The organism is Salinisphaera sp. SPP-AMP-43, from assembly GCF_049568105.1.
GTDB lineage: Bacteria > Pseudomonadota > Gammaproteobacteria > Nevskiales > Salinisphaeraceae > Salinisphaera.
Window position 1 is genome coordinate 907,066 of record NZ_CP145335.1, and the last position, 21,468, is coordinate 928,533.

The following is a 21,468-nucleotide window of genomic DNA, read 5'->3' on the forward strand; positions in this document are numbered from 1 at the left end:
GATTTTTGATGCTTCGATACACCGCCAGCCATTTCGGCTTGATGTGCGTGGCCGCCACAGCCGTTCTCGCGACGGTCCCGGCCAGCGCGTCCGGCAATTCGAACCCGGCTCGTTTCGAACGCTTGGATGCCGACCACAACGGCGTGCTCAGTCGCAGTGAGGCCAAAGCCGCGCCGGGCTTGGCTGCGCGCTACGACGAACTGACCGCCGATAACCAATCCCAGCCGGCTGGAATTACTCGCGATGAGTTCGAGTCGATCAGCCGAAACCGGGGCAGCCGGGCGTCGACACGAGATACCGAGGCCCAGTTCAACAACACCCGTAGCGACAACACCGACGCGGCAGACGCGAACGAAGACCAGCATTCGGCCACAAGAGCGACCACTAAAGACTCGAACGCCCAGTTCGACAATACTCGTACCGGTCAGAAAGCCGGCGATGGATCGGGCGCCGAGGCTGGTGATCCCGAACGTGACCGGCATGCGTCGACGCGTGCCCGGACGCAGGATAACAAAGCGCAGTTCGATAACACCCGATCCGAAGATTCGAACGAGCAATAGCGGCTACCCAGGCCGTTAAAGCCTTGCAAGCCCGATAGGCCCCGGGGTTATCGTCCCGGCGCTGTTTGGCGGGGGCGGTTGCCACGGCGCGCCGGTGGGCGCATAAGCGGCGAGATTCAGGACCGATTAATGCGTTGGTTGTAGCGTCCGAGTATCTTTCGAAACAGGACAATAGCGCAATGTTGAAGAAGACCGCGATAGCTGTCGGACTCACTATGGTCGCTGGCACGGGGATGGCTGCCAGTGGTGGTCTGTCGTCCGATGGGCCGACTGCCCAGGCGGCGGCAACCGATACCGGTTCGGCGAAAGCGCTGTTTCAACGGCTCGATACCAACAACGACGGTGTGCTGAGCCAGAGCGAGGCCCAGGCCAACGATCAGGTGGCCGAGCTGTATAGCTCGATGAACAACAGCACCTCGATCCAGAGTGATCCGCAGGCGAACCCAACCGATATCAATGCCAACGGTGTGACGTTGAATCAGTTCGAAGCCGGCATGACAGCAGCCAGCGGTGGCGCCGCCGGGCCATCAGTTGAGGGTGGTCAGGTCTATACGATTATGAAAGACGGCAGTCATCGCATGTCCTCGCAGGCTGCGCAAAAAGCGCACAACGGCATGATGCACGGCCAGCAGCGCATGCAGCAGGCTAGCCAAGCGATGCAAAACACATCCTCGCAGATGCGTCAGAACGCCCAGAACAAGATGTCCAGCATGCAGCACAGCGCGGGCCACGACATGTCGCAGGCACAAAGCAACATGCAACACCGTCGCAACCAGATGCAGGACCAACTGCGGGACGAGGCTCGCGGCACGCCGCAGTCGGCCAACGACCGGATGAATGCCGATGCCCAAACCCTGCCGTCTGCCGACAATGACAATACGCAGTATTAGCGCCTAACCCGAAGGCGCAGTGCGGCCGAGGCCGCCTGGACCCAGTCGAATCGCCGCCGAGCCACGATAAGGCTTGGCGGCATGCTGTGTTTTGTGTAGAAAAAGACGGCTGTCGTACCCGTTCGGGAGTCGTCCATTTTCTCGCCCCTAACTGCATCCGCCGATTCCGAGCGTCAACCCAATGGTTGGCATGCCCGCTTGAAGCTGGACGTCGAACGGCGTGGATCGCGTAGCGCGGTCACGCGTCGCCAACATGTCGGCCCAGTTTATATTCAGCGCCCGCTGTATCCCGAGCCGGATGGGACCGCCCATATCATGCTGCTGCATCCGCCCGGCGGAGTGGTGCAGGGCGATGAAATCGTATTCGATATCGCGGTCGGGCGAGAAGCGCGCGCCTTGGTGACGACGCCGTCCGCGGCCAAGCTTTATCGTTCTCCCGATCGGGCAAGTTCCCAGCGCGTTTCGCTGACCGTAGGCGCCGGCGCCGAGGCTGAATGGCTGCCCCAAGAAACGATCGTGTTCGATGGCGCCCAAGGCCGGACCGCGCTGGATGTCGATCTGGCTGCCGATGCCCGGCTGATTGCCTGGGAAGTCTGGATGCTCGGCCGACCCGCGGCCGGAGAAGCCTTTGACCACGGGGTCTACGATGGCCGGCTGCGCGTGTGCATCGACGGTCGTTTGTGCTGGCATGAACGAACCTACGTGCCTGGACGGCAGGATTCCCGGTTTCAGGACGCGCCCTGGGGGCTGGCCGGCGCCCGAGCAGTGGGCACGCTCATTGCTTATCACCCTCAGGGATTCGATGAAGACCAGGTGGCTGGCGTTCGGCAGCAACTCGCGGACAGCGGCATCGTTCACGGTGTGACTCGGGTCGAGAACCTGATGATCGTACGTACGATGGGCGCCGAACCGCGTTTTCTGCTGGCACCGATGCGCCTGGTCTGGCAATGGCTGCGGCCACGGATATTCGACAAACCAGCCATTGCGCCGCGTATCTGGGCGACTTAACGTTGCCCGGACTATCGGACGGTTCACTCAACGAGATTGCGCCATGGAGCTGACGCCCCGCGAAAAAGACAAACTGCTGATCTTTTCGGCAGGACTGCTCGCCGAACGTCGAAGAGAGCGTGGACTTAAGCTCAACTATCCGGAAGCGATGGCGTTGATTGCCTCGGCACTCATGGAAGGGGCCCGCGAAGGCCGGTCGGTGGCCGAAATGATGGACTACGGTCGTACGCTGCTCACGCGCGACGACGTGATGGACGGGGTGCCGGAAATGCTGACCGAGGTGCAGGTCGAGGCCACGTTCACCGACGGCACCAAGCTGGTCACGGTTCACGATCCAATCGTCTGAGGTGGTCATGATTCCAGGGGAAATTCTGCCGGGCGACGGCGAGATCGAGATCAACGCAGGCCGGCAGCGCCGCGAGATCGAGGTATCGAATACCGGCGACCGCCCGGTGCAGGTGGGCTCCCATTATCATTTTGCCGAAACTAATCCGGCGCTCGAATTCGATCGTGCCGCTGCTCGAGGTTATCGGCTGGACATGCCTGCGGGCACCGCTGTGCGCTTCGAGCCGGGGGCGACCCGCACGGTTACGTTGGTGCCCTATGTGGGCCGGCGTGCCGTCTATGGTTTCCACGGCCAGGTCATGGGTGAACTGCAGGAGGGCGGGTCATGAGTCGGATGGATCGAGGGGCCTATGCCGAGATGTTCGGGCCGGCTGCCGGCGACCGGGTTCGCCTGGGTGATACCGCGCTGACGATCGAGGTCGAGTCCGATACCGGCCACTACGGCGACGAGGTCAAGTTCGGCGGCGGCAAGGTCGTGCGCGACGGCATGGGCCAGAGCCAGCACGGCAACGACGTGGCTGCAAATACCGTGATCACCAATGCGGTGATTCTGGACTGGTGGGGCATCGTCAAGGCCGACGTAGGCATCTCTGAAGGGCGAATCTCGGGCATCGGCAAGGCCGGCAACCCGGATGTCATGGATGGTATCGATATCGTCATCGGGCCCGGCACCGAGATCATTGCCGGCGAAGGCCAGATTCTGACTGCCGGCGGCATCGATGCTCATATCCATTTCGTTTGCCCGCAGCAGATCGAGGAAGCCTTGGCCTCGGGGGTGACTACCATGATCGGCGGCGGCACCGGCCCAGCTACCGGCACCAAGGCGACTACGGTCACGCCGGGGCCGTGGCATATGCACCGTATGCTAGAGGCAGCCGAGGCCTTTCCCATGAACCTCGGGTTTCTGGGCAAGGGCAATGCCAGTCTGCCAAAGCCCCTGCACGACCAGATCGCGGCTGGCGCCTGTGGTCTCAAGCTGCATGAAGATTGGGGCACTACGCCGGCCGCGATCGACAATTGTCTGTCGGTAGCCGAGGACACCGATGTCCAGGTCGCGATCCATACCGATACGCTCAACGAATCCGGCTTCGTCGAGGACACCTTTGCCGCCTTCAAGAACCGGGTGATCCATACCTATCACACCGAAGGTGCCGGCGGCGGCCATGCGCCGGATATCATCACCGCGGCCGGCAAGGCCAACGTACTGCCCTCGTCGACCAATCCGACCCGGCCGTATACCGCGAATACGGTCGACGAGCATCTCGACATGCTCATGGTGTGCCACCATCTCAGCCCGGCGATCGCCGAAGATGTCGCCTTTGCCGATTCGCGCATTCGACGAGAAACCATTGCTGCCGAGGATATCCTGCACGATCTTGGCGCGTTCTCGATGATCGCCTCTGACTCTCAGGCCATGGGCCGGGTCGGCGAAGTGATCACCCGAACCTGGCAGACCGCGCACAAGATGCGTATCCAGCGCGGTCCCGCGCCGGGTGATTCAGAGCATGCCGACAACGCCCGCGCCAAACGCTATATCGCCAAATACACCATCAACCCGGCGATCACCCATGGCATTGCCCATGAGGTCGGTTCGGTCGAGGTCGGCAAGCTGGCCGATCTGGTGCTCTGGAAACCGGCGTTCTTCGGTACCAAGCCGGCCACGATTCTCAAAGGCGGGGCGATCGCGATGGCGCCGATGGGCGATCCGAATGCCTCCATTCCGACCCCGCAGCCGGTACACTATCGCTCGATGTTCGGCGCCTATGGCCCGGCTACGACTTCGACCTCGGTGACCTTCACCTCGGCGGCCGCTGTGAATGCCGGCATCGGCGAGCGGCTCGGGTTGTCCAAACGGCTGGTGGCCGTAACCGGCACGCGGACGTTGTCCAAGGCCGACATGCGCAACAACGACGCGGTGCCGCATCTCGAAGTCGATCCACAGACCTACGAGGTCCGGGCCGACGGCGAACTCCTGGTCTGCGAACCGGCGGCCGAACTGCCGCTGGCGCAGCGTTATTTTCTATTCTAGGGCGCCGCTAGGCAGCCAGTTGTCATTTTCATGATTCGACTCGTTTACAAATATGCCGGCCCGAGCGTCGAGCCCACGACGACCGCGACGCTGGACTACGACGCCCGCCAGAAATCGCGTCAGCGCCTGGCGCTCGATAACGGCGATTCGGCTGGCATGGTGCTGGCCCGCGGTAGCACGCTCTCCGACGGCGATATTCTGACCGACGCCGAGCAGAGCCTGTTCGTGCGCGTCGTGGCCGCCGCCGAGCCGCTGTCCTATATCCAGTGCGTCGACCGTTTGTTGCTCAATCGGATCTGCTATCACCTGGGCAATCGCCATGTGCCGTTACAGGTGCATGCCGATGCTGTGGCTTATCGCCACGATCATGTGCTCGACGACATGGTGGCCGGCCTCGGTGTAACGCCCCAGGTTTGTCGGGCGGCTTTTCATCCCGAGCCTGGTGCCTATGATCATCACGGCCACGGCCACGGCCACGGCCACGGCCACGGCCACGGCCACGGCCACGGCCACGAGCACGAGCACGAGCATCACGTGGGCGTAGCAGACGAGGATTTGAGCCGGCTTCATGGTTGAAGATCCGGGCGCTAGCCTGGCCCTTCAGCGGCTGTTGCAACTGGCCAGTCCCTCCCTGCCGGTCGGGGCCTTTGCTTATTCGGAAGGTTTGGAAGCGGCGGTCGAATGCGGCGGGCTGCAGGGGGCCGATGACGTCGGCGACTGGTTGGCAGCCGGTCTCGAGTTTACGTTCGTGCCCTTGGATCTGGCGGTCTGCTTCCGGCTGCATGAGGCTTGGCAGCATCAGAGCATGGAATCGGTCACCGGCTGGAGCCGTTATCTGCTGGCGTCTCGTGAAACCGCTGAACGCCGGGCCCAGGAACAACATCTAGGGCATGCACTGGCGATGCTGTTGTCTGGCATGGACGAGCCGGGTGCGGCCGACTGGCGTATTGGCGGAGCCCATGCCAGCGATATCTCGTTCGCCGCGCTCTGGACATTGGCCGCAGTACGCTGGGGCATTGCCGCCCGGCCGGCGGCTGCAGCCATGGCCTGGGCCTGGTTGGAAAACCAGGTCCTGGCCGCGGTCAAACTGGTGCCGCTCGGCCAGACCCGCGGCCAGAGGCTGTTGTTCGAACTGGCCGAACGCGTGCCCGCGGCGGTCGAGCGCGCGGCCACGCTAGCCGACGATCAGCTCGGCGGTTCGCTACCCGGTGTGACGCTCGCCAGTACCGCCCATGAAACACTGTATTCGCGGCTGTATCGTTCGTAACGACAAGATGAGGAAGCAATCATAATGGACAAGCAATCGCCCCTGCGCGTGGGTATCGGCGGCCCGGTAGGGTCTGGCAAGACAGCGCTGACCGATGCGCTGTGCAAGGCGATGCGCGATCGGTATTCGATCGCCGTGGTCACCAACGATATCTATACCCGCGAGGACGCGGATTTTCTGATTCGCAGCGGCGCGCTCGACGAAACCCGGATTCGCGGCGTCGAAACCGGCGGCTGTCCGCATACCGCGATTCGCGAAGATGCTTCGGTGAACTTGGCGGCCATCGACCAGCTCACCGCCGATTTCGACGATCTCGATGTGATCCTTATCGAAAGCGGCGGCGACAACCTGGCCGCCACGTTTTCGCCGGAACTGTCCGACTTAACGATTTATGTGATCGACGTATCGGCCGGCGACAAGATCCCGCGCAAGGGCGGCCCGGGCATTACCCGCTCCGATCTGCTGGTGATCAACAAGACCGATCTGGCGCCTTATGTCGGGGCTTCCCTGGAGGTCATGGATCGCGACGCCAAGATGATGCGGGGCGAACGGCCGACGCTGTTCACCAACCTGATGGCTGGCGACGGTATCGACGAGATCCTGGCCTTTATCGAGCGCGAAGGGGTCCTGGCCTAGCCGGTGATCGTTCATGGTGCTTTTGCACTAACCAGGTGCAAAGGCTGTCATTGTGCTGATCCGATCGTTCGCAGGGCTTGGACGGTACTGGGTTGAATCCGGCTTGGCCGGCCAGCGGACCGTGGCATCAACGTTGCAATACATCGATCAAATTCCAACGGATGTTCGGTGTGGCAACCACAGGCGAAGATATTCCCCGGTCCGAGGAAGAACTCGCGGCCAAAAACGAGACGCTGGAAGACTATACCCTGCGCTATGCGCCGCATTCGTTCCGGCGTTGGGGCCCGGCGACGGTCGCGATCACGGCGCTGGGCGGTATTGCCTATCTGGCCGATTTTTCGATCGGCGCGAGCATTGCCATCAGCTATGGCACGGCCAACGCTATTTTTGCGATCCTGTTCGCGGCCGCGCTGATCTTTATTACCGGCCTGCCGGTCGCTTACTACGCGGCCCGCTATAACATCGATCTGGATCTGATCACTCGCGGCTCCGGTTTCGGCTATTACGGATCGGTACTTACGGCCGTCATTTTCGCTTCCTTCACCTTCATCTTCTTTGCGCTGGAAGGCTCGATCATGGCCCAGGGCCTGCTGGTTGGGCTGGGGATTCCTCTGTGGCTGGGGTATTTGGTGTCGACACTGATCGTGTTGCCGCTGGTCATCTACGGTATGAAGGCGCTGTCCAAGCTGCAGCTCTGGACCACGCCGCTATGGCTGATCCTGATGGCAGCCCCAGTGATCTATCTGGTGGCTGCCCAGCCGCAGGTGCTCGGCGACTGGCTGGCCTATACCGGCACCGAAGGCTATGGCGGGGTGAGCCTGGCCGCGATCATGCTCGGCGCCGGCGTGGTGCTGGCATTGATGGGCCAGATCGGCGAACAGATCGACTATCTGCGCTTCATGCCGGCCAAGACCGAAGCCAATCGCGGTCAGTGGTGGGCCGCGGTACTGGCCGCAGGTCCGGGCTGGGTGATCCTGGGCGCGATCAAGCAAATGATCGGTGCACTGCTGGCGTTCTATCTGCTGTCCAAGGTCGCGGATTCGGCAGCCACGGAACCGGTTCGTCAGTTCGTATCGATCTTTTCCGAGATGGTGCCGCTATGGCTTGCTCTGGCGCTGTCAGTAGTGCTGGTAGTGATCAGCCAAATCAAGATCAACGTCACCAATGCCTATTCCGGTTCGCTGGCCTGGACCAATGCCTTCACCCGTGTGACCCGACACTATCCGGGGCGCATCGTGTTCGTGGTGGTCAACGTCGCCATCGCGCTGGCGCTCATGGAAGGCAATATGTTCGCCGTGCTCAACAATATTCTGGGCTTCTATTCGAACTGCGCGATTGCCTGGGTAGTGGTGGTCGCGACCGATATCGTGGTCAACAAATACATGCTGGGCATCTCGCCGAAACTGCCAGAATTTCGGCGCGGCATGCTGTATCCGGTCAATCCGGTCGGCACGATATCGTTCGTGCTGGCGGCCGGACTTGCGATCGCGGCCTATTTTGGCGGTCTGGGTAGCTTCCTGTCGTCGTATTCGCCGCTGATCGCGGTGGCCGTCGGCGTGATTTGTCCGCCGATTCTGGCCTTGGCTACCGGCGGGCGTTACTACCTGAAAAACACGGATGACGGTGTGGATTCGCCGCGCTTTACGGCCGATGGCACGCCTTCCCACGAAGTGTACGAATGCACCGCCTGTAACGCCGAGTTCGAGCGTCCGGACGTGCTGTATTCGTCTTATCACGACGGCATTGTCTGCTCGCTGTGCCGTGCCATCGAGCCGCTCGAGGCTCGGTAGGGGCTGCCTGATATTGCGTCACCCTGCGACCGGGGACAGGGTGGCGTCGGTTGTTTTTCTAGTAGTGGGGTGCGCCGGTGCCGGTGACAATGAGTGAGCAAAATAGCCAGCGGGGGCTGTGGCGGCTGGGGAGCCTGATTACGGCCGTTGCCGGCCTGCACGTCTTGGGCTTGGGGCTGTTATTGGCTGCAGCCTCCCAAGGCACACTGCTGTTCGGGCTCGGTGGCCTGGCTTATCTTCTCGGCCTGCGCCATGCCTTCGATATCGATCATATCGCTGCGATCGACAATGTCACGCGTAAGCTCAGCCGCGATGGTCAGCAGCCGGTGTTCGTCGGCTTTGCTTTTTCCCTGGGCCATTCCACAGTCGTGTTTGGCCTGTGTGTGCTGGTGACTCTATTCGCCCGCCAGATCGGTTCCCGGATGGATAGCGTGGCCGGCGTCGGGGCGCTTATTGGGACCGTTGTTTCGGCCGGTTTTCTGACGTTGATCGCGGTGGTCAATTTCCAGATCCTGCGTGAAATGTGGCGGCGATACCGGAGCGCGGACGTGTCGCATGCTGCGAATGACGGCTCGGTCGAATCGCTTCTGGCTCGGCGTGGGTTGCTGTCGCGATGGCTGGGGCGTGGTTATCGCTGGATCGACGCAAGCTGGAAAATGTATCCACTGGGCTTGGCATTCGGTCTTGGTTTCGATACCGCGACCGAAATCGCGCTGCTGGGGCTGTCGGCGGCTGCGGCCCAGCATGCCGGCTGGGCACCGTGGATGATTCTGGCGCTGCCGGTATTGTTTGCGGCCGGAATGACGCTGATGGATTCGATCAACGGGCTGCTGATGCTGCGAACCTATCGCTGGGGCGATCGCTACGGCCGGCGCCGGCTGGGTTTCAATATCGCCGTCACTGGTCTGTCGGTTGCGTTGGCCTTCGTGGTCGGCAGCCTGGAATGGGTTCAACTTGCAGCCGAAGAATGGGCCCCGAACGGTGCGATCGCGAACTGGCTGGGTGCAGTACCGACGGCGGTCTGTGGGCTGGCCGTATTGATCCTATTCGGGCTGGTCTGGTTGACCGGTTATGGCCTGCAGCAGCGTCAGAATGCCGCGTCGCGGTCATAGCACGGGCGGGTTATCGGGCTTTGGCTGTTTGAGCTGGGCGTTTGCGATCCGCGCGTTTTAAGCGAGCCCGGGCCGTATGACAACTCGGGCAGCGCAGGATCCCGCCCGCGATGGTCTCGGGCGAGATGGCATTTGTTGCCGGCAGATCGGCTATCGAAGAGCCTCCGAAGCGGGTGTCGCATGCTCGCCGGTATGATTGGTCGATACGAAAAAGCCGGCGAATCCTCAGATCCGCCGGCTTGAAGACACCTATCAGGCGTCCGGTCTGGCTAGGCGGTTTGCTCTTCCAGCTTCGGGTAGTCGGTATACCCGGTTTCATCGCCGCCATAGAAGGTCGACGGATCCGGCTCGTTGAGCTCGGCATCCTGGCGGAAGCGTTCGACCAAATCCGGGTTGGCGATATAGGGCCGGCCAAAGGCCGCACCGTCGCCAAGGCCGTTCTCGATCAGTTTTTCGGTACGCTCGGCGGTGTAGTAACCACAGAAGATCAAGGCCCCGTTGGCAAAGCGTTCGCGCATGGCAGCGCGGAACTCATCGGTCAGCTTGATATCGTCGCCGGCCCAGTCGGGCTCGTTAATATGCAGATAGGCCAGGCCGCGCGCATTGAGCTGCTCGGCCAGATAGAAAGCCATGCCCTTGGGTTCGTCGTCGGTCAGGCCAAAGATTTCGATGAACGGCGAAATCCGGATGCCGACCCGGTCGGCGCCCATAACTTCGACGACCGCATCCACGGCTTCCAGAGTCAGCCGGGCCCGGTTTTCGATCGAGCCGCCATAGGCATCCGTACGCTGATTGGAGCCGGTGGCCATGAACTGCTGGAGCAGATAGGCGTTGGCTGCATGCACTTCGACCATGTCAAAGCCGGCCCGCTTGGCGCGGATCGCGGCCTGACGGTATTCGTCGATGACGTCCGGAATTTCCTTGGTCTCCAGCGCGCGGGGCGTGGAAGTATCGTGCTGGCCGGAGCTGCCGTCCTCGAATTCGACGTAGCACTGGGCGCCTTCGGCTTTGAGCGCGCTCGGCGCCACTGGCTTGCGGCCGTCCGGATGGACCATTTCGTGGCCGATCCGGCCGACGTGCCAGAGCTGCAGGCAGATACGCCCGCCGGCGTCGTGCACGCTATCGACGACCGTGGACCAGCCGGCTTCCTGTGCGTCGGTGAAGATGCCCGGGGTATACACATAGCCACGGGCCGATTCCGAGATATTGGTGGCCTCGGAAATGATCATCCCGGCGCTGGCGCGCTGGGCATAGTAGGTCTGCTGCATTGAGCCCGGTACGAGATCGGGGCAGCGGGCCCGGGTCAGCGGTGCCATGAGCACGCGGTTGGGCAACTCCAGAGCGCCGAAGCGCACCGGCGAGAGCAGTTTCTCGTAAGACATACGATCTCTTAATAAATGATGACGTACTAAACGTGACGGTCGATCCGGTCAAAATCAACGGGTCGGTTCATCCTTCGGGCGCCACCGTGAGTACCCCCTTCATGCCTGCCGTGAAATGGCCGGGGAAGGTGCAGATGTACTCATAGTCGCCGGGTTTTTCCGGTGCCATGAAGGTTACGGTCGCGCTTTCGCCGCCGGCGACCATGCCGGTATGGGCGATGATCCGGTCGCTTTTAGATGCCGGGATGTAATCGTTGTCGACCGCGCTCTGAGCGGCGGCATCGATCGCACCGGCGTCGGCTCCGGGTTTGAGCAGCACCCAGTTGTGCGACATGGCTGAGGCCGGCAGATGCGATTTGTTGACTAATTTGACGGTGATCTTCTGGCCCGGCGCCGCGGTGATGTGGTCCTTGGAAAAACGCAGATCGTTACGGCCGATCAGGGTGACGCTCTTGGCCGGGGCAGCCGCCGCCGCTCCGGCAGCCAATAGCAGCAGCAGGGTCGCACTGACGCGACGAATCATAGAAAACTCCAGTCCCGGGTAGGCCCGGTATGCATGCGCGATGGTCTATCCGACAGATACGGCCGGGCCGGGTTCCGGATGCTCAGAAACGGATCACCTGACGGATCGCCTCACCGGCAGCCAACCGTTCGAAGCCGGTATTGATCTCGTCCAGCGTCAGCCGATGGGTCAGCAGTTTGTCCACCGGTAGCCGACCGGATTGATACAAGGCGATATAGTTCGGAATATCCAGCTTGGGTACATGCCCGCCAAGATAGGAACCCAGCAGCCGGCGCTCCTGGGCGACCAGGGTCAGCGACGGCAGCGACATGCGTGCCTCTGGATGCTGCAGGCCGGCGGTAACGGTCGTGCCCCCCTTACCGGTAGCGGCAAAGGCGAATTCCAGGGCCGCCGGTACACCGGCGAACTCGGCAGCGATGTGCACACCACCACCGGTCAGCTCACGAATCTGTTCGAGGGCGTTGTCGTCGTTGGTATTGACGGTCGCGGTCGCGCCGAACTCGCGCGCCGTGGCCAGTTTGTCGTCGGCGATGTCGGCCACGATCACCTGGGTCGCACCGCCGGCGATTGCGCCGAGCACAGCCGAGAGCCCGACGCCACCGAGGCCGACCACCAGCACGCTCTGGCCCGGCCGCAGCTGGGCGGTCTGCAACACCGCGCCGACCCCGGTCAGCACGGCACAGCCGAACAGCGCCGCGATCTCGAAATCGAGATTCGGATCGATCTTGATCAGCGACTCGGTGGCGACCACGGCATGCTCGGCAAAACCGGAAACCCCGAGATGGTGGTGCACGCTTTGGCCTTCCTGAGACAATCGCCGGCCGCCAGACAGCATCTCGCCGGCGTTGTTGGCTTCGGCACCCGGGGTGCACAGCGCGGCACGTCCGTCGGCACAGTAAGCGCAGTGGCCGCAGCTGGGCACGAACGAGCACACCACATGATCGCCGACCGCGAACTCGGTCACGCCGTCGCCGACCTCGATGATTTCCCCAGCGGCTTCGTGGCCGAGCACCATGGGCGTCGGCCGTGGCCGATTGCCGTCGATGCTCGACAGATCCGAGTGGCATAGCCCGGCCGCATGCATTTTGACCAACACCTCGCCGCGCGCCGGGCCACTCAATTCGACGGTCTCGATCGCTAGTGGCTGGGATCTGGAATAGGGGCGCGAAGCGTCCATCTGGTGTAGTACGGCGGCGCGGGTCTGCATTAAAGGCTCCTTAGGGCGTTGGCGCGAGAGGCCAGCGACAAAGATCGCTTCATCCTACATGAGTGGTGTTTGCTGCTGCATTCGGAGCCAGAAAATCGGCACGATTTAGAACTGTACGCCGGCCTGGTGCACAATGCAGCGCTCCAATCTGTTGTCTGTTGTCGAGGAAATGGAAGCCACGCAAAGCACTTATGCGGTTGAGGTCGGCGGCCTCAAGCGCGATCTGCCGTTGTTCGAAGTCGCCCCGGGGGTCCGGATCGCGGTGCTCAACGTACTGGGCGACACGGCGTTGGTTCAGGCGGCCGCTACCGGGCTGGCCACGCGTCTGGCCGAACTCGACTACGAGGTGCTGGTCACCGCCGAGGCGAAGTCGATTCCACTGGTGCATGCGCTGTCGGTCGCCACCGGCCGGCCATATGTGGTGCTGCGAAAAAGCTACAAGCCGTATATGGGCGATGCGCTGTCGGCGACTACCCACTCGATCACCACCGGCGACGAGCAGACCCTGTATCTCGATGCCAAGGACCGCGACCTGGTCGCCGGCGCCCGGATCGTGCTGGTCGACGACGTCATCAGTTCCGGCTCGACGCTGGAAGCGATGCGCAAGATCATGGACCACGCCGGCTCGATCATCGCCGGCGAGGCCGCGATCTTCACCGAGGGCGAACGCGGCAACTGGCAGGACGTGATCGCGCTCGGCCATCTGCCGGTGTTCGACGACAGCGATCCGGGGTAGCCTGCCGTGAACGCGGCGTCAGTGTATCAAGGCGATGACCACGCCGACGCCGTAGAGCACGATCAGCGATACGCTTTCGAAGCCGATATTGGCCATACCGCGTTCCTCGCGCCGGATCAGCCCCAGCAGCAGCACGCCCGTCATTAACAGCGACAAGGCGATCCAGACCAGGGTGTCGTTGGCCACGGCGTGATAGATCGAGCCTGGACGATAGGCGATATCGGCCGCGCCGGCGAACAGGCAGTCGAAGGCGTTGCCGCCGATGATGCCGCCGATCGCCAGCTGCAGGGCGCCGCGCCGCACGGCGGCGACCGACGTCACCAGCTCCGGTAGCGAGGTGCAGACCGCGGTCAGCAGCACGCCGACCGCGGTGTCCGATAACCCGCTGGCAGCGCCGACCACGCTGGCGCTACGCTCCAGCACGAAGCCACTGATGCCGAGGATGGCGGCATAGCCGACGAAGGCCGTCCACAGTCTGGCCATGCTCTCGGCTTCGCGGACCTCAGCCTCCGGTTCGTCGGTACGTGTCTCGCGGGTCATGCGGGGGTTCCACATCGGCTGGACATGAACCTGCCCGACCAGGCGTAGACCGTAAAGATAGCCGCCGAACAGCACCGGTGTGGCGATATTGATCCCCAGCCAGGTCACCGATGGCCCGAGCGAGGCAACCAGCAGTACCGAGAGTAGGCAGACCAATAGCGTGGCCTGGGCCAGATTGGCCGCTGAGGCCCCGGCATGTTCGAGATTGGCGCGTCGATAGGCCCAGTCGGCGACGGCCAGAAACAGCGTCTGGACGGCGATGCCGCCCAGGGCATTGCTCATCGCCAGCGCCGGTTGGTCGCGCAGGGCTGCAGTCACCGACAGCACGATGCCGGAGAGTGACGTCGTGGCGCCGAGCAGCACGGCGCCGGCAACGGCTTCGCCGATGCCGGTTCGATCGGCGAGCTCGTCGGCAATACGTGTCAGTCGCGTACCGACGATGCCGATGATCGCAGCACAGGCCACAAATACGATCACAGCGGGCAAAATGCCCATGTCATTCAGCCAGGCCAGCATTGAGGCTCCGGTTCAAAGCGGGGGCGGCGACGCCGGTACGGCTGCACCGATGCGGTCCAAAAAAAAGGGGCGGTTGATGCCACCCCTTGCATGCGCTCGTGCGCTAACGACTATGGCGTCAGGTGCTTGGCGAAGAAATCCAGGCTGCGTTGCCAGGCCAAGTGGCTCGCCTCTGGGTCGTAGTTGTCCCAATCCTCGTTGGCGAACGCATGCTTGGCCTCATAGCGATAGCATTCGTGCTCGACGCCGGCGGCCTTGAGCTTGTTTTCGAACGCCTCGGCCTGATCGATCGGGAAGAAGGTGTCTTCGGTCGCGAAATGACATTGCAGCGGGATGTCGATCTGGCTCGGATCGCCGGCTTCGTCCGGCGGGATGCCATACCAGGACACCGCCACATCGGTTTCCGGAACGTGCATGGCCGCCAGCACAGCGAGTACGCCCCCCATGCAGAAGCCGATCACCCCGACCGAATCGCTGTCGGCTTTGAGATACTGAATTGCGCCGCGAACGTCCTGCGTAGCGGCATCGGTGAAGTCGAGCTCGTCCATCTTGTGCTCGGCCTCAGCGGCATCCAGCGCTTTATCGCCGCGGTACAGATCCGGGATCAGCACCCGATAGCCGGCATCGGTCCATTGTTTGCCGACCCGCTTGATCTGATCGTTGAGCCCCCACCATTCCTGGATTACTGCGATGCCTGGTGCATTGGGCTGGCCTTCGGGTTCGGCATAGAAACCGGGCGCGGTCGCGCCGTCGGGGCGAGTGAACTCGATCTGCCTGGACATCGATGATCCTAGTTAAATGCTTTGTGGCTATCCTAACCCGAGCCTTGGCGCGGCCGATAAACATTAACGGCATCGGTGGCTCGAAGAGGAGCGCGTGGTAACCCGGGCGGGCTGGGCCCAAAGCTAAGGAATGCCTTGCTTACCGGCTATAAAACGACGTCATAACAGCGGCGTGCACGCGCCGTGATAGCGATCGCTCGCGGGCCCTTGGCAAAGTTTTGACTTCCCGGGGCAATCGCGGCACAAATAGGTTATGGGGGATAACATGGATTCGGGAAAGCCGGCGATGGCGCGACGCGGCGAGGGCGGCTTTACGCTGATCGAGCTGATGATCGTGGTCGCCATCATTGGGATTCTGGCGGCCGTGGCCTTGCCGATGTATCGCGACTATATCGTGCGTTCGCATATCAGCGAAGGGCTGGTGCTGGCTCAGCCGCTGAAAACCGCGGTCGGCGAGTATTATTCCATGAACGGTGGCATGCCCGACGAGTCGGAGTGGCATAACATGCTCAACGTACTCGGCATGCCGCATGGCAGCGACGGGGCGGCCAGCGGACGCTACGTGGACAAGGTCTATTGGCACCCTACCGCCGGCGAACAGGGGATCTATATCCGCTACCAAGGCGGTCCCATCGACGGCAAACTGGTCTCGCTCGAGGCAGATTTCGACGGCGGCGCGATCGGCTGGCAATGCACGGCGCCGGCGGACGACGGCGTGCCCCAGCGCTATCTGCCGGCCAGTTGTCGGGACTGACTAGCCCGCGTCGTCGCCGTGTTTGAAACGACGCAGCTGACGCCGTTGCTTTTTGTCGGGGCGGGCGCTGGGGCGCGGCATCGACAGGCGCGCCGCGCGCCGCTCGGCCGCCTGCTCGGTGCGTCGTTCGACGCTGGCCTGGGTTTCGGTGTACAGCGCCTGGGCTTGGCTGGCCGGGCCGCGCTTTTCGGCGACCGCATCGATCTCGACCTCGAAAACCACTTCGCCCTTGGTGACCTGCAGTCGCTGGCCAGCCCGCACAGTCGAACTCGGCTTGGCCTTATGCCCGTCCAGTTCCACCTTGCCGCCTTTGACAGCGGTCGACGCAACGCTGCGGGTTTTGAAAAAGCGTGCCGCCCACAGCCATTTGTCGATGCGCACGGCGCTGGACTGCGATGCCGGATTGACGTTGCGGGATTCGTCGCTCATAGCGAGACTTTGACACTCAACCGCAATGAGGCCAAGCCGTGCTCGATCGTTTTCGTCTGAATTATCGTCTGGTGATCGGTCCTGAGGGGCAACTTGAAATCGCCAGCGGTCGCGCGCCGCAGCGTTTTGTCGCCGCGGTCCAGGATATCGTGCGGCTGCACGGCATCGAGCGTGGCGCGATTGAATGCAAGGGGCGCGGCAGTAAGGCCCGGCTGCGTTTTACTGCGGGTTTTCCCGAGCGCGGCCGCCAGGCGATCCGTAACGTCTGGCAGCCGCCGACCACACCGGGCCCGGGAGGCGGCCGACGCGCGGCCGGCTGACGAAGCCAGGCGTGAACGGGTAGCCTCGGAAAAAAACATCATTCGGGATTCATCATGATCACGGTTCATCATCTGGCCGACTCGAGATCGCAGCGCGTGCTCTGGCTGCTGGAAGAACTCGGCCTCGACTACCGCGTCGAGCGCTACGAGCGCGATCCGAAAACCGGGCTGGCCCCGGCTGCGCTTAAGAAGGTGCACCCACTGGGCAAGTCTCCAGTGATCACCGATGACCAGCGCACCGTCGCCGAGACCGGCCTGATCGTAGATTACATCGTGCGCGAACATGGCCAGGGCCGGCTGGCTCCCGAGCCGGGCAGTGAAGCGCATCTGCGCTATGCATACTGGCTGCACTATGCCGAGGGGTCGTTGATGCCGCCGCTGTTACTGCAGTTGGTATTCGACACCGTCGAGGCGCGTACGCCGTGGCTGGCGCGGCCGGTCGCCCGGGCGATCTCCGGGCAGGTAAAAAAACAGTTCATCGCACCGCAGCGGCGGCTGCACTTCGACTATCTAGAAAACGAGCTGCGCAGCCAGGATTGGTTCGCCGGGAATCGGTTCAGTGCGGCCGATATCATGCTGAGTTTTCCGATCGAGGCCGCATTGTCGGGCCGTCGTGCCAAGCGTGGCTATGGCTATCCGCAACTCGAGGCGTTCGTGGCCAACATCCACGCCCGCCCGGCTTACCAGCGGGCGCTCGAGCGCGGCGGCCCCTATACCTATGCTGGTTGAAAGACCATAAAAAAAGCCCGGCCGATCGGCCGGGCTTTTGATGATCAACGCGTGTACACGTCGATCAGCTGGATCAGCTGTTCGGGCTTTGGGCGCCGCCCTGCTGCTGGAGCTTGCCACGCACGTTCTTCATCTCGGAGATGAGCTGCGTCGTCTTCGGGTTCTGCTTCTTCATGGCAGAGATCGTGTCCTGCTGAAGCTGCTCGCCCTGCTTTTGTACTTCAGGCTGCGACATGGCCGCGTTGCGGGCCTTGACCATCTTCTGGCGCTCGCTCTGGAACTTCTGCATGACCTGCTTGCGCTGCTTATCGCTCAGATCGCCCGACTGAAGCTTTTTGGCCATCTTCTGCATACGCTGCTGGCCGGCTTCGACGTCGTAGCCCTGCTTCTTGATGGCCTGCTGAACCGTGTCCTGGAACTGATCTTGTTCCTTGGCCAGCTGCGGGTTGTTCTTGATCGTCTTGTCGTGGATCTGCTTGAGCTGCTGAGCATCCTGGCGGTAGCTCTTCATCATCTGCTGCGCCTGGCCCTGGCCCTGGCCGTTATCGGCGGCAGTGGCCACGCCCGTGAAAGACAGCGCGGCGATGGCCAGCGCGCAGATCGTGGAAACACGTTTAAACATAAAAGAACCTGTTTTTGAGGTTAGGCGAATCGGTTGTGACCACATAAAAGCATAACAGTTGCATTATGCGGCTAAAAAATTCCGTCAATTCCGCGCAGCAGCCGCTCGGCGCCGGTCGCGATCCGATGCCAGGCGGTCGGCCGCGCGGGTTGTCTCGGGCAGGCGATAGCGGGTCAGGGTTCGAGTCGTCCAGTCGATCGCCGTACCGAGGTCGATACGATGCCCGGGTGATATGAAGATCGGCTTAACACGAACCCGCGAGCGCAGAACGGCGCCGATGGTTTCCGACCTGTGCGTCAACGGCGTCCAGGCCAGACGCGTGTCCGGCACCGCGTCGTATTGGCCGGTCAGACGTTTCTTGGCCACCCCGATCGTGGGTAGGCCACAGGCCAGGCCCAGATGGGTGGCGACCCCGAGCCGACGCGGATGGGCGATCCCGTGGCCGTCGACCATGAGCAGATCGGGCAGGGTGGACAGCCGGTCCAGCGCGACCAGCGCCGCCGGGATCTCGCGAAACGACAATAGCCCGGGCACGTAAGGCATCCGGGTCGGTTCGCGGACCAGTACACTGTCCTGGACCGACAGATCCGCCGGGTCCATGACGACGATGGCCGCACGTGTGGTGGCACCGTCGTCTTCGAAGCCAATGTCCACGCCCGCGATGCGCCGGATCGAATCCGGCAGGCGGCAGGTGGTGTCCACATGCTGGGCGAGCACCTCCTGAATCGCCCGCCCCGAACGGGCATCAGTGGACCAGTCGTGCTCGACGACCGTACGGCCATCGGCGGTCTGTCGCCAGCCCAGAAGGTGGTCGGGGTCAGTCGGATTCACGTGCGTCGGCGAAGCGTCGCATGATGTCGATGGTTTCGTCGGAAACGTGATGTTCCACTCCTTCGGCGTCCTGTCGGGCCGTAGTTTCCGATACCCCCAGGGCGCGGAAAAAACGCAGGACCACGATATGTCGTTCGCGCGAAACCCGGGCCATCTCGTGGCCGGCCTCGGTGAGAAAGATCGAGCGGTAGGGCTGGCTGGTGACCAATCCGGCTTCGGTCATGCGCCGGATCATCTTGCCTACGGTCGCCTGGGTGACCCCCATGCGCTGGGCAAGCTCGACCGCGCGTGCCTCACCCTTGGCATCGATCAGATCGGCGATCAGCTCGACATAATCCTCGATCAGTTCGGTTTCATGCGCTTTGCGCACCAGACTGTACTGACGGGCATGCGTCTGCGGGTCGAGTAATTCGCCCGAGGTGTCGCCCCGTAGGACATGGTCGAGTTCGCGAGCCGTGGATCGTGCGCTCATAGTGTCGTCATTATAGCGTTTCAGGCATGGGCTCGTGTGCCCGGGCGCAGCGCGGCGATCACCGGGCCGGTTTCCGGTCGCAGTCCGCGCCACAGTTGGAATGATTCAGCCGCCTGTTCGACCAGCATGCCAAAGCCGTCGCGGACCTGGGCGACGCCTGCCTGCTCGGCCCAGTGCATGAACGGCGTGGCCTGGTCGGCATAGATCATGTCGTAGGCCGCGACCGCCTGCGATAGCAGACTGGCGTCGAGGGCCGGCATCGTGCCGCTGAGCCCGGCTGAAATCGCATTGATGACCAGGTCGGCGTCTTGCGGTGCCGCATCTAGGGCACAGGCGGTCACCTGGCCCATCGAGCGACAGGCAGTAGCGATGGTTTCGGCCTTATCAGGGCTGCGGTTGGCGATGGTGATCCGGGCCGCGCCGGCGGCCAGCAGGCTCGGCACCACGCCACGTACCGCGCCGCCGGCGCCCAGGATCAGGATGTGCTGATCGGCCACAGCGACCCCAAGATGGCCGGTCAGATCGGCGACCAGGCCGGCGCCGTCGGTGTTGTCGCCCACAAGCCCTTGGTCGGTGGTCGCCAGGGTATTGACGGCGCCGGCGCGCGCGGCCCGCTCAGTCAGTCGGTCGGCAAAAGCAGCGGCGGCTTGCTTGAACGGCAGGGTGACATTCAGGCCGCGACCGCCGCCGGCAAAAAACGCCCCGGCTACGGCCTCGAAGGCATCCGGTGGTGCGGGCAGGCGGGTATAGGTCATCGATTGCTCGCACTGCTCGGCAAACAGACGATGGATATCCGGTGAACGGCTGTGTTCGATCGGATGACCAATCACGGCATAGCGGTCGGGCATGAGCCAAGTCTCGGGTGATCAAACGTCTATCGTGTCGAACGGGCCCGGGCAGGGCAATGGGTCGATCGCGGCCCTCAGCCGTGGGTTCGGGTCACGGCATGTAGGTTGGCGATCGCCGGCGAGCCTGGTTCCAGGCAGGCGCTCAGGACATCGGCGACCGGCATGTCCTCGAGACAGGCATGGTGGCCGAGCGGGCATTCGCGCGCGCGACAGGGCGAGCAGTCCATACCGCGCCATAGGCGCTGCGATTCGGTGGTCAGCGGCGGAGCATAGTCGGGATCGGTCGAGCCATACAGGCCGACGACGCTGGGCGCTGCGGCGCTGGCCAGATGCATGACGCCGGTATCGTTGCCGACGAATCGCGTGCTCAGCGCGGCGAGATCGACGATATCGGTCAGGCTCGTGCGTTCGGCCAGATTCACGCCATGGCGGGGGGCCGCGGCCTGCATGGCCTCGGCGATCTCTCGGTCGGGCGCGCTGCCGAAGATCCAGCAGGCCCAGCCCCGGGCATCCAGTTCCCCGGCCAGCCGGGCATAGTGGCGAGCCGGCCAAGCCTTGGCGCCGCCGTAGGCCGCCCCGGCCGCGAAGCCGACGATCGGGCGCTTAAGATCGAGCGAGAAACGTGCGACCAAGTCGCGCTGATGGTCGGCCTCGATGGCCAGCCGCGGATAGGCGATCTCGCCGAGCGGCTCGCCTTCGGCCGCAGTGCCGAGCAGGGCATAGTGTTCGGCCTTGAGCGGGTAGCGCGATTTATCCAGGGTACGGACATCGTTGATCAGTCCATAGCGCAGTTCGCCGCGATAGCCGGTGCGTTGCGGAATGCCGGCCAGCCACGGCACCAGTGCGGCCTTGGCGCTGCGCTGGAGCACGATCGCTTGATCGTAGCCGCGCGCGCTGAGCCGGCGTGCTGCCTCGCGGCGCCGGGCAAGTGCGAACTCGCCGTGGTCGATATCCATGACCACGGCGTCGTTGACCTCTGGCATGCGCGCGAGCAGGCTCGCGGTCGCAGCCGGTGCCAACACGTCGATGGTCGCTTCCGGCAGGCGGGCGCGCAGGCCCATGAACAGGCTCTGGGCCATGACCATGTCGCCGATCCAGGACGGGCCGACCACCAGAATGCGTGCAGGCGGGCGCATACGC

Annotated in this window: 26 protein-coding genes; 15 read left to right on the forward strand and 11 right to left on the reverse strand. The window is 63.1% G+C overall.

The features are described 5' to 3' along the window. Window positions 1-8: 8 nt before the first annotated feature. The 11 genes from V5738_RS03885 (at window position 9) to V5738_RS03935 (ending at window position 9,637) form a co-directional block, all read left to right on the forward strand. Window positions 9-560 carry a hypothetical protein gene (locus tag V5738_RS03885; protein ID WP_423823092.1) on the forward strand — a complete coding sequence of 184 codons (552 nt, stop codon included), beginning with the start codon at window positions 9-11 and terminating at the stop codon, window positions 558-560. Between the two features lie 179 nt (window positions 561-739). Continuing rightward, entirely contained in the window at window positions 740-1,450 is a 711-nt protein-coding gene (locus tag V5738_RS03890) for a hypothetical protein (RefSeq protein ID WP_423823093.1), read from the forward strand. 198 nt (window positions 1,451-1,648) lie between these two features. After that, entirely contained in the window at window positions 1,649-2,458 is an 810-nt protein-coding gene (locus V5738_RS03895) for an urease accessory protein UreD (protein WP_423823094.1), read from the forward strand. A gap of 43 nt (window positions 2,459-2,501) precedes the next feature. Then, window positions 2,502-2,804, forward strand: coding sequence for an urease subunit gamma (gene ureA / locus V5738_RS03900; protein WP_423823095.1), 303 nt, complete (start codon window positions 2,502-2,504; stop codon window positions 2,802-2,804). A 7-nt stretch (window positions 2,805-2,811) separates the two neighbouring features. Further along, window positions 2,812-3,132: an urease subunit beta gene (locus tag V5738_RS03905; RefSeq protein WP_423823096.1), complete on the forward strand. Its 321-nt coding sequence runs from the start codon at window positions 2,812-2,814 to the stop codon at window positions 3,130-3,132. Then, window positions 3,129-4,832, forward strand: a complete 1,704-nt coding sequence (ureC, locus tag V5738_RS03910; protein ID WP_423823097.1) for an urease subunit alpha — start codon at window positions 3,129-3,131, stop codon at window positions 4,830-4,832. The genes V5738_RS03905 and ureC overlap by 4 nt, the downstream gene beginning before the upstream one ends. Window positions 4,833-4,862: 30 nt before the next feature. Next, entirely contained in the window at window positions 4,863-5,408 is a 546-nt protein-coding gene (gene ureE / locus V5738_RS03915) for an urease accessory protein UreE (protein ID WP_423823098.1), read from the forward strand. Then, entirely contained in the window at window positions 5,401-6,099 is a 699-nt protein-coding gene (locus V5738_RS03920) for an urease accessory protein UreF (protein ID WP_423823099.1), read from the forward strand. The genes ureE and V5738_RS03920 overlap by 8 nt, the downstream gene beginning before the upstream one ends. 24 nt (window positions 6,100-6,123) lie before the next feature. Next, window positions 6,124-6,735: an urease accessory protein UreG gene (ureG, locus tag V5738_RS03925; RefSeq protein ID WP_423823100.1), complete on the forward strand. Its 612-nt coding sequence runs from the start codon at window positions 6,124-6,126 to the stop codon at window positions 6,733-6,735. A 170-nt stretch (window positions 6,736-6,905) separates the two neighbouring features. Beyond that, window positions 6,906-8,525: a purine-cytosine permease family protein gene (locus V5738_RS03930; protein WP_423823101.1), complete on the forward strand. Its 1,620-nt coding sequence runs from the start codon at window positions 6,906-6,908 to the stop codon at window positions 8,523-8,525. Between the two features lie 89 nt (window positions 8,526-8,614). Beyond that, window positions 8,615-9,637 carry a HoxN/HupN/NixA family nickel/cobalt transporter gene (locus tag V5738_RS03935; protein ID WP_423823102.1) on the forward strand — a complete coding sequence of 341 codons (1,023 nt, stop codon included), beginning with the start codon at window positions 8,615-8,617 and terminating at the stop codon, window positions 9,635-9,637. Between the two features lie 269 nt (window positions 9,638-9,906). Here V5738_RS03935 and V5738_RS03940 read toward each other — a convergent pair whose 3' ends face one another. The 3 genes from V5738_RS03940 to V5738_RS03950 form a co-directional block, all read right to left on the reverse strand. Next, window positions 9,907-11,019 (reverse strand): alkene reductase, encoded by a 1,113-nt coding sequence (locus tag V5738_RS03940; protein ID WP_423823103.1) that lies wholly within the window; start codon window positions 11,017-11,019, stop codon window positions 9,907-9,909. A 67-nt stretch (window positions 11,020-11,086) separates the two neighbouring features. Further along, window positions 11,087-11,542, reverse strand: a complete 456-nt coding sequence (locus V5738_RS03945) for a plastocyanin/azurin family copper-binding protein (RefSeq protein WP_423823104.1) — start codon at window positions 11,540-11,542, stop codon at window positions 11,087-11,089. Window positions 11,543-11,624: 82 nt separating this feature from the next. Beyond that, complete coding sequence (locus V5738_RS03950) at window positions 11,625-12,749, reverse strand: zinc-dependent alcohol dehydrogenase family protein (RefSeq protein WP_423823105.1); 1,125 nt, start codon at window positions 12,747-12,749, stop codon at window positions 11,625-11,627. A gap of 133 nt (window positions 12,750-12,882) precedes the next feature. Here V5738_RS03950 and V5738_RS03955 point away from each other — a divergent pair, with 133 nt between their 5' ends. Then, window positions 12,883-13,485, forward strand: coding sequence for a phosphoribosyltransferase family protein (locus V5738_RS03955; protein ID WP_423823106.1), 603 nt, complete (start codon window positions 12,883-12,885; stop codon window positions 13,483-13,485). Between the two features lie 18 nt (window positions 13,486-13,503). On the opposite strand, the gene V5738_RS03960 is transcribed toward V5738_RS03955, so the two are convergent. Both V5738_RS03960 and V5738_RS03965 read right to left on the reverse strand, forming a co-directional pair. Beyond that, window positions 13,504-14,541, reverse strand: coding sequence for a sodium:calcium antiporter (locus tag V5738_RS03960; RefSeq protein ID WP_423823108.1), 1,038 nt, complete (start codon window positions 14,539-14,541; stop codon window positions 13,504-13,506). 110 nt (window positions 14,542-14,651) lie between these two features. Beyond that, on the reverse strand, window positions 14,652-15,323 hold the full coding sequence (locus V5738_RS03965) for a dienelactone hydrolase family protein (RefSeq protein ID WP_423823109.1): 672 nt from the start codon (window positions 15,321-15,323) through the stop codon (window positions 14,652-14,654). A gap of 265 nt (window positions 15,324-15,588) precedes the next feature. On the opposite strand from V5738_RS03965, the gene V5738_RS03970 reads away from it, so the two are divergent. Further along, complete coding sequence (locus V5738_RS03970; protein WP_423823110.1) at window positions 15,589-16,077, forward strand: pilin; 489 nt, start codon at window positions 15,589-15,591, stop codon at window positions 16,075-16,077. Here V5738_RS03970 and V5738_RS03975 read toward each other — a convergent pair whose 3' ends face one another. Beyond that, window positions 16,078-16,506, reverse strand: a complete 429-nt coding sequence (locus V5738_RS03975; RefSeq protein ID WP_423823111.1) for an RNA-binding S4 domain-containing protein — start codon at window positions 16,504-16,506, stop codon at window positions 16,078-16,080. A gap of 38 nt (window positions 16,507-16,544) precedes the next feature. On the opposite strand from V5738_RS03975, the gene V5738_RS03980 reads away from it, so the two are divergent. Both V5738_RS03980 and V5738_RS03985 read left to right on the forward strand, forming a co-directional pair. Further along, a complete protein-coding gene (locus V5738_RS03980; RefSeq protein WP_423823112.1) occupies window positions 16,545-16,826 on the forward strand; it encodes a DUF3634 family protein in 282 nt (93 codons plus the stop codon). Window positions 16,827-16,880: 54 nt separating this feature from the next. Further along, a complete protein-coding gene (locus V5738_RS03985) occupies window positions 16,881-17,555 on the forward strand; it encodes a glutathione S-transferase (RefSeq protein ID WP_423823113.1) in 675 nt (224 codons plus the stop codon). A 73-nt stretch (window positions 17,556-17,628) separates the two neighbouring features. Here the strand turns inward: V5738_RS03985 and V5738_RS03990 are convergent, their stop codons facing one another. The 5 genes from V5738_RS03990 to waaF form a co-directional block, all read right to left on the reverse strand. After that, window positions 17,629-18,222: a hypothetical protein gene (locus V5738_RS03990; RefSeq protein ID WP_423823114.1), complete on the reverse strand. Its 594-nt coding sequence runs from the start codon at window positions 18,220-18,222 to the stop codon at window positions 17,629-17,631. Window positions 18,223-18,261: 39 nt separating this feature from the next. Beyond that, window positions 18,262-18,981, reverse strand: a complete 720-nt coding sequence (gene nfi, locus V5738_RS03995; protein WP_423824236.1) for a deoxyribonuclease V — start codon at window positions 18,979-18,981, stop codon at window positions 18,262-18,264. 13 nt (window positions 18,982-18,994) lie between these two features. Continuing rightward, complete coding sequence (mntR, locus tag V5738_RS04000; RefSeq protein ID WP_423823115.1) at window positions 18,995-19,480, reverse strand: manganese-binding transcriptional regulator MntR; 486 nt, start codon at window positions 19,478-19,480, stop codon at window positions 18,995-18,997. 20 nt (window positions 19,481-19,500) lie between these two features. After that, entirely contained in the window at window positions 19,501-20,328 is an 828-nt protein-coding gene (aroE, locus tag V5738_RS04005) for a shikimate dehydrogenase (RefSeq protein ID WP_423823116.1), read from the reverse strand. A 74-nt stretch (window positions 20,329-20,402) separates the two neighbouring features. Beyond that, window positions 20,403-21,464, reverse strand: a complete 1,062-nt coding sequence (gene waaF, locus V5738_RS04010) for a lipopolysaccharide heptosyltransferase II (RefSeq protein WP_423823117.1) — start codon at window positions 21,462-21,464, stop codon at window positions 20,403-20,405. Between the last annotated feature and the right edge of the window lie 4 nt (window positions 21,465-21,468).

What these genes read in the sequence shown, in the direction of transcription:
- V5738_RS03885 (WP_423823092.1), top strand. Translation starts at nt 9, where the DNA reads ATGCTTCGATACACCGCCAGCCATTTCGGCTTGATGTGCGTGGCCGCC.
- V5738_RS03890 (WP_423823093.1), top strand. Translation starts at nt 740, where the DNA reads ATGTTGAAGAAGACCGCGATAGCTGTCGGACTCACTATGGTCGCTGGC.
- ureA (WP_423823095.1), top strand. Translation starts at nt 2,502, where the DNA reads ATGGAGCTGACGCCCCGCGAAAAAGACAAACTGCTGATCTTTTCGGCA.
- V5738_RS03905 (WP_423823096.1), top strand. Translation starts at nt 2,812, where the DNA reads ATGATTCCAGGGGAAATTCTGCCGGGCGACGGCGAGATCGAGATCAAC.
- ureC (WP_423823097.1), top strand. Translation starts at nt 3,129, where the DNA reads ATGAGTCGGATGGATCGAGGGGCCTATGCCGAGATGTTCGGGCCGGCT.
- ureE (WP_423823098.1), top strand. Translation starts at nt 4,863, where the DNA reads ATGATTCGACTCGTTTACAAATATGCCGGCCCGAGCGTCGAGCCCACG.
- V5738_RS03920 (WP_423823099.1), top strand. Translation starts at nt 5,401, where the DNA reads ATGGTTGAAGATCCGGGCGCTAGCCTGGCCCTTCAGCGGCTGTTGCAA.
- ureG (WP_423823100.1), top strand. Translation starts at nt 6,124, where the DNA reads ATGGACAAGCAATCGCCCCTGCGCGTGGGTATCGGCGGCCCGGTAGGG.
- V5738_RS03935 (WP_423823102.1), top strand. Translation starts at nt 8,615, where the DNA reads ATGAGTGAGCAAAATAGCCAGCGGGGGCTGTGGCGGCTGGGGAGCCTG.
- V5738_RS03940 (WP_423823103.1), bottom strand. Translation starts at nt 11,019, where the DNA reads ATGTCTTACGAGAAACTGCTCTCGCCGGTGCGCTTCGGCGCTCTGGAG.
- V5738_RS03945 (WP_423823104.1), bottom strand. Translation starts at nt 11,542, where the DNA reads ATGATTCGTCGCGTCAGTGCGACCCTGCTGCTGCTATTGGCTGCCGGA.
- V5738_RS03950 (WP_423823105.1), bottom strand. Translation starts at nt 12,749, where the DNA reads ATGCAGACCCGCGCCGCCGTACTACACCAGATGGACGCTTCGCGCCCC.
- V5738_RS03955 (WP_423823106.1), top strand. Translation starts at nt 12,883, where the DNA reads ATGCAGCGCTCCAATCTGTTGTCTGTTGTCGAGGAAATGGAAGCCACG.
- V5738_RS03960 (WP_423823108.1), bottom strand. Translation starts at nt 14,541, where the DNA reads ATGCTGGCCTGGCTGAATGACATGGGCATTTTGCCCGCTGTGATCGTA.
- V5738_RS03965 (WP_423823109.1), bottom strand. Translation starts at nt 15,323, where the DNA reads ATGTCCAGGCAGATCGAGTTCACTCGCCCCGACGGCGCGACCGCGCCC.
- V5738_RS03970 (WP_423823110.1), top strand. Translation starts at nt 15,589, where the DNA reads ATGGATTCGGGAAAGCCGGCGATGGCGCGACGCGGCGAGGGCGGCTTT.
- V5738_RS03975 (WP_423823111.1), bottom strand. Translation starts at nt 16,506, where the DNA reads ATGAGCGACGAATCCCGCAACGTCAATCCGGCATCGCAGTCCAGCGCC.
- V5738_RS03985 (WP_423823113.1), top strand. Translation starts at nt 16,881, where the DNA reads ATGATCACGGTTCATCATCTGGCCGACTCGAGATCGCAGCGCGTGCTC.
- V5738_RS03990 (WP_423823114.1), bottom strand. Translation starts at nt 18,222, where the DNA reads ATGTGGTCACAACCGATTCGCCTAACCTCAAAAACAGGTTCTTTTATG.
- mntR (WP_423823115.1), bottom strand. Translation starts at nt 19,480, where the DNA reads ATGAGCGCACGATCCACGGCTCGCGAACTCGACCATGTCCTACGGGGC.
- aroE (WP_423823116.1), bottom strand. Translation starts at nt 20,328, where the DNA reads ATGCCCGACCGCTATGCCGTGATTGGTCATCCGATCGAACACAGCCGT.
- waaF (WP_423823117.1), bottom strand. Translation starts at nt 21,464, where the DNA reads ATGCGCCCGCCTGCACGCATTCTGGTGGTCGGCCCGTCCTGGATCGGC.